Source organism: Streptosporangium sp. NPDC003464 (assembly GCF_053588315.1).
Window position 1 is genome coordinate 1 of the sequence record NZ_JBSFPS010000433.1, and the last position, 5,000, is coordinate 5,000.

At 67.3% G+C, this 5,000-nt stretch carries 5 protein-coding genes and 1 pseudogene; 1 reads left to right on the forward strand and 5 read right to left on the reverse strand.

The genetic code is table 11. From position 1 onward, the window contains the following. Positions 1-254: 254 nt before the first annotated feature. Positions 255-755 carry a hypothetical protein gene (locus tag ACWDS7_RS46450; protein WP_451934509.1) on the reverse strand — a complete coding sequence of 167 codons (501 nt, stop codon included), beginning with the start codon at positions 753-755 and terminating at the stop codon, positions 255-257. A gap of 6 nt (positions 756-761) precedes the next feature. Between ACWDS7_RS46450 and ACWDS7_RS46455 the strand changes: the two genes are divergently transcribed. Then, on the forward strand, positions 762-1,277 hold the full coding sequence (locus ACWDS7_RS46455; RefSeq protein ID WP_451934510.1) for a hypothetical protein: 516 nt from the start codon (positions 762-764) through the stop codon (positions 1,275-1,277). A gap of 247 nt (positions 1,278-1,524) precedes the next feature. Here the strand turns inward: ACWDS7_RS46455 and ACWDS7_RS46460 are convergent, their stop codons facing one another. The 4 genes and pseudogenes from ACWDS7_RS46460 to ACWDS7_RS46475 form a co-directional block, all read right to left on the reverse strand. Continuing rightward, complete coding sequence (locus tag ACWDS7_RS46460; RefSeq protein WP_451934511.1) at positions 1,525-2,610, reverse strand: haloalkane dehalogenase; 1,086 nt, start codon at positions 2,608-2,610, stop codon at positions 1,525-1,527. An 80-nt stretch (positions 2,611-2,690) separates the two neighbouring features. Continuing rightward, positions 2,691-2,990, reverse strand: a complete 300-nt coding sequence (locus ACWDS7_RS46465) for a hypothetical protein (protein WP_451934512.1) — start codon at positions 2,988-2,990, stop codon at positions 2,691-2,693. Positions 2,991-3,134: 144 nt separating this feature from the next. Beyond that, on the reverse strand, positions 3,135-4,199 hold the full coding sequence (locus tag ACWDS7_RS46470) for an epoxide hydrolase family protein (protein WP_451934513.1): 1,065 nt from the start codon (positions 4,197-4,199) through the stop codon (positions 3,135-3,137). Beyond that, positions 4,184-4,873, reverse strand: a pseudogene (locus ACWDS7_RS46475) (helix-turn-helix domain-containing protein); the annotation flags it as partial. The gene ACWDS7_RS46470 and the pseudogene ACWDS7_RS46475, both read right to left, overlap by 16 nt. Between the last annotated feature and the right edge of the window lie 127 nt (positions 4,874-5,000).

The following is a 5,000-nucleotide window of genomic DNA, read 5'->3' on the forward strand; positions in this document are numbered from 1 at the left end:
CTCCCCTGAGTCCATGAGGGTGCGGCAGCCCGTTGCTCCGTTCGGAGAGGGCGGGTTTCGGCGCTCTGCTGTCGAACGGCCCACGGGGCCGAATCGGTGAAGGAACCAGGGGAGGGGCGTTGACCCGGGGTGACGCCGCTGGGTGATCAGGCAGAGTTGTAGCACTGTCCGGTATCCGGCTCAGGGACACCACCGCCGGCCCGCCGCCTGCGGTCAGGCACCCCGGGCCGGGGCGCCGTCTGTCTCCTCTCGGATCAGGCGGCCCGCTCCCTCCGGCGTCGTCTCCAGTCGCCACCCGTCCGGCCACGCATGAGCGGCCGCAGGATCGACCACCACCGCCTCGCCCAGCGAGGGAGCCTTGGTGAAGGTCGAGCGAAATGGGCGGTCTTGGTGAAGGTTGCCTCGTCGAACCTGGCGCCGGTGACGTGGCCGCGGGTCAGGTTGAAGTCGATGAGGGTGGCGCCGGTCAGATCCAGGCGCATCCCTTCCCAGAAGGTTGGTGCGGCCGGGAGGGTGGAGCGCTGGTCGGTGGGGCGTTCGTCGCGCAGGTGGTCGGTGAGGATGCGTTGGGCGGTGAGGCGGACCTGGCGTTCGCCTTCGGTGACCTGGTCGGTGTCGGTGCCGGCTGGGGCGGGTGGGGGTGTGGTGCGTCCGCGGGCGGCGGCGCGTAGGGCGTGGTGGCGGCGCCGGGCGGCGCGCAGCGCCTCGGCCCGGTCGGCGGCCGCATCGGGCGTCGGAAGCGGGGTGTACGGCATGCGCAGATGACGTTGACGATGGTCTGCCGGCTGAACACGGTCGACGAGTTCTGGACGCGAGCCGACGGCAAGCGGGTCGGCTATGAGGTGAACGGCAAGCTGCAGACCTCCGACCCAGGATGGCATGCGCCGGAGAACATCTATGCCCTGCTGGCCGCACTGCCGACCGACCCCGACGCGCTGCTGGCCGAGTTCCGTAAGACTCACGAGACAGAAGGCGCCGATCAGGACTACTGGATCTTCAAGCGGTTCGCCACCACCCTGTCCCAGAACATCGTCCCCCCGGACCTGCAGGCCGCCATCTTCCGGGCGATCGCCAAACTGCCCGGCGTGATGGTGAACGAGTCGGCGGTCGACGCCGACGGCCGTGCCGTGCTGTCGGTTTCTCGCGTCGTCGAGGGGTGGCGCGACTTCGAGATCCTGCTGGATCCGGCGATCTACGCCTACAGAGGCAGCGCGAGACCGCGATCAGGGATTACGAGGAGCGCCACCCGCGGCCGGGCGTCGAAAAGTTCACCGTGAAGGACGGCAAGCGCGTCCCGATGGCCCCGCATGTGGAGTGGAGCATCGAGAAGGGGACAACCTGGCAGACGCCCACCCGTACCAGGTGGGCATCGTCAACGAGGCCGGACAGAAGCCGTAGGCCCGGCTCAGGACCGGCTCTGGCGGACTCCGCCCCGCCGCATCTCCCCGATTACCGAGGAGCGGTGATGTCCGTGATCGGGTCGCCCTCCACCAGCACCAGGTCGCCCCGGAGCCACCGCCCCTTTCAGGAGAGATCTCGCAGCCAGGAGGCGATGGCCGCCCCGATTTGATCGGGAGCGTCTTCTTGAACCATGTGGCCACCCGTGATCGTGATGTGTGCCTGATTCGGCCACGACCGGGCGACGGCCCGGTGTGTTTCAAACATCGTTCCTGGAACCGCCTCGATGAACAGCTTGGGAACCGAAGACTTAGCGAGCCATTCCGCATAACGCGTGACGACATCGTGAACATCGCGTGGTTCGCCCGCAACGGGAACCTCGCGCGGCCAAGTCAGCGTCGGTCGGCGTGACTCGCCCGGTTCCGTGTAGGGACGACGGTAGACGGCCATCTCCGCCTCCGACAGCCCTCGCAGCACCTCTGCAGGCAAGACGTCGTCAATGAAGAAGTTTTGGTCGAGAACCATCTCTTCACCTGCAGCGGAGCGGATCGCCTGGAAGAGCGCAGCCGCAGGCTCCGGCCAGTCGCTCCACGAGGGAATCGGAGCCACGAACGCCTCCATGTAGGCGATACCCCGGAGTGCGGAAGGCTGACGGTACGCCCAATCGAAACCCAGGGCCGAACCCCAGTCCTGCAGCACCATGACCACCCGCTCACGTACGTCGAGGGCCTGAAGGAACGCATCGAGATAGCGGCGATGCTCGACGAAGCGGTATGAGCCCGGCCCGCTGGCCGTAAGTTTCGCGGACTCGCCCATCCCGATCAGGTCCGGGGCGATGCAGCGCCCTTTGTCCGCCAGATACGGGATTACATTCCGCCATACGTACGACGAAGTCGGGTTGCCGTGAAGAAAGACGATCGGATCACCTTCTCCCTCCTCGACGTATGCCATTTCAAGCCCATCGACCTCAATACGACGCTTCCGATATCGTTCTTCAGTCGAGATCATGACTCTCCTCATTTCGCGGGTTTTTGCTTCGGTCGGAAATTCTGCGGCACGACCCGGGTCTTGCCACAAGCCCCCCGGTGCGCCATAGTGTGCGACCGCTGTCAGCCTTGGCCTCACGAGGCCCCGGCGACCTTCGAGGCACTGTTCCAGGCCGCGGCTGGCGACGTGCACCGCGAGGAGTTCCTGCGCGACGTCTTCGAGCACGCCCTGAAGCCGGGCGACCGGCGCGACCAGACAGGAGTGCGACCGGCATCGCGTTCATCGCCGGATCATCCCGGCTGTTTTCAGGCCGTGTGCCGGTAGGCGGTGTAGGTGAGATAGCCGGCGTCGCCGTCCTCGTACCACGTGGACTCGTCGTGAGGCATGATCGGCAGCCCCTGACGCAGTCGTTCTACCAGGTCGTGGTTGGCGATGAAGGCGCGGCCGAAGCTGATCAGATCGGCGCCGAGCCCCAGCCAGTGATCAACGCCCGCCTGGTCCTCACCGCCGGGTCGGATGTCTCGCGCGTTTCCGAGCTGATCATGCCGGTCCCCGATGACGGGTGGAGCGGCTACCGGGGCAGCGGCGTCCTGCCGACCGGCCACGCGCTCACCATCAGCGTCGGGGGCTGACCGCGATGCCCGTGGCGCGTCGAGTGACGCGCCAACCCACGAGACGCGCTAACACACAGGGAGGAAGCGCAGGTCAACAGAGGTATGTGCGATGGGGCGTCGTTACTCAACCCCGGTTCAGGTCAGGGGCCGGAAGAAGGTTCGGAGCTGTTCTGCCAGATAGTCCGGTTCCTCGTGGGCCATGAAGTGTCCGCCGCGGTCGGGGCGAGCGAAGTGTCGCAGGTTGGGAAAGGCGCGTTCGGCCAGGCTCCGGGGGAAGCCTGCCATCAGGGATTCGTGGCTCAGGGTGATCGGGGTCGGCACGGTGATCGGTGGGCGGGGTCCGGTGTGCGGATGGTCGTAGTAGGGACGGAAGGAGGAACCGATGCTGCTGGTGGCCCAGTAGAGGGTGGCCACGGTGAGCAAGTCGTCGGCCTCCCACCGGGCCTTGAGGTCGCCCTCGCAGTCGCTCCAGTCGCGGTACTTGTCGGCGATCCAGGCCAATAGCCCTGCCGGTGAGTCCGTCAGCGCCGCGGCGATCGTGTCCGGGCGGGTTCGCATGATCGCGCTGTAGCCGCCGTCCTGGGCATCGTAGGCCTGTTCGGCCTCCAGGTAGATCCGCTCGTCCGGGTTCACGGCCGAAGAGTCGATGCCGGCGGTGAGGCTGCCGGAGGTCATGTGGATCCCGACCACGCTGGCCGGAAATAGGGCGCCGAGCCATTGGGTGACGCTACCGCCGATGTCCCCGCCGAACGCGCCGTAGCGCTGGTAGCCGAGGGTTGTGGTCATCAGGTGCTGCCAGGTCTCGGCGATCCGATGCCCGGTGAAAGGCCCGTGGGGTGTTTCGGAGTACCCGAAACCCGGCAGTGAGGGGATGACCATGTCGAAGTCGGCGGCCAGCCGGTCGGCCACTGCCAGCATCTCCACGAAGCAGCTCGGCCGTCCATGGGTGATCAGCAACGGCAACGCGCCGCGTCGCGGAGACTTGACGTGGACAAAATGCACCCGCTGGCCATCGATGTCGGTCAGGTACTGCGAGTACTTGTTCAACCCGGCTTCAACCTGGCGCCAGTCGAAGCCGTCCGCCCAGTGCTCCACCAAGGCACGCAGGTCCGTGGGGTCGACCCCCGCGTTCCATCGCGTGCGGTCCGAGACTGTGGTGAACCGGGTATGCGACAGGCGTACTCGTAGGTCAGCAAGCACGTGCGGCAGATCCGGTCGAACAGAACCTCCCCGCCGCGGCCGAACCGGGCGGTGAACTGCTTGCCGTTGTCGGTCAGCAGCTCGTCGGGGATGCCGTGGCGGCCCAGTGCGTCGGCCAGGGCCAGGCACACGGCCCGGCCGCTGGGGCGCATCACCACGGTGGCGGCCACGCAGTAGCGGGAATGGTCGTCGACCCCGGTGACGATCTTGCATTCGGTGCCGTCGGCCAGCATGATCCCGCCGACGATGTCCATCTGCCACAACTGCATCGGCTCGCAGCGCTGCCAGCGCTTGTAGTCCTCGCGCCGCCGGCCCCTGGGGGTGAGCTGCACCAGGCCGTGGCGCACCAGCACCCGGTGCACCGTCGCCCGGGACGGCACCGGCCCGGGGCAGGGTCGGCGGGTCAGCTCCCACACCAGCCGGCGGGCGCCCCAGCGGGAGTGGTTGCGCCGCAGCTCGCAGATCAGCGCCTCCACCTCGGCCGGGATCCGGGTCGGCGAGGTGTGCGGGCGCGAGGAGCGGTCCGACAGCCCGTCCAGGCCCTGGTCGCGGTAGCGGCTCAACCACCTGTGCACTGTTTGACGGGAGATCCCGAACCGCCGGGCGACCTCGGTGACGCTCGCCCCGGATGACACCTGCAGCACGGCTTGGTAGCGCTGCTCGACCACGCTCAACTCCGCCAGCACTCGGCGAAGTGTCACACAGGTCCTGAGCACGATCTGTCACGCAGATCATGAGACCTGACAGACGAGACCCCAAGATCCAATGAGACTTTTCTTCACGGGTTCAAGGCGGCCCGCC

Excerpts from the sequence above, each read along its gene's own strand:
- ACWDS7_RS46450 (WP_451934509.1), bottom strand. The coding sequence starts at position 755 with ATGCCGTACACCCCGCTTCCGACGCCCGATGCGGCCGCCGACCGGGCC.
- ACWDS7_RS46455 (WP_451934510.1), top strand. The coding sequence starts at position 762 with ATGACGTTGACGATGGTCTGCCGGCTGAACACGGTCGACGAGTTCTGG.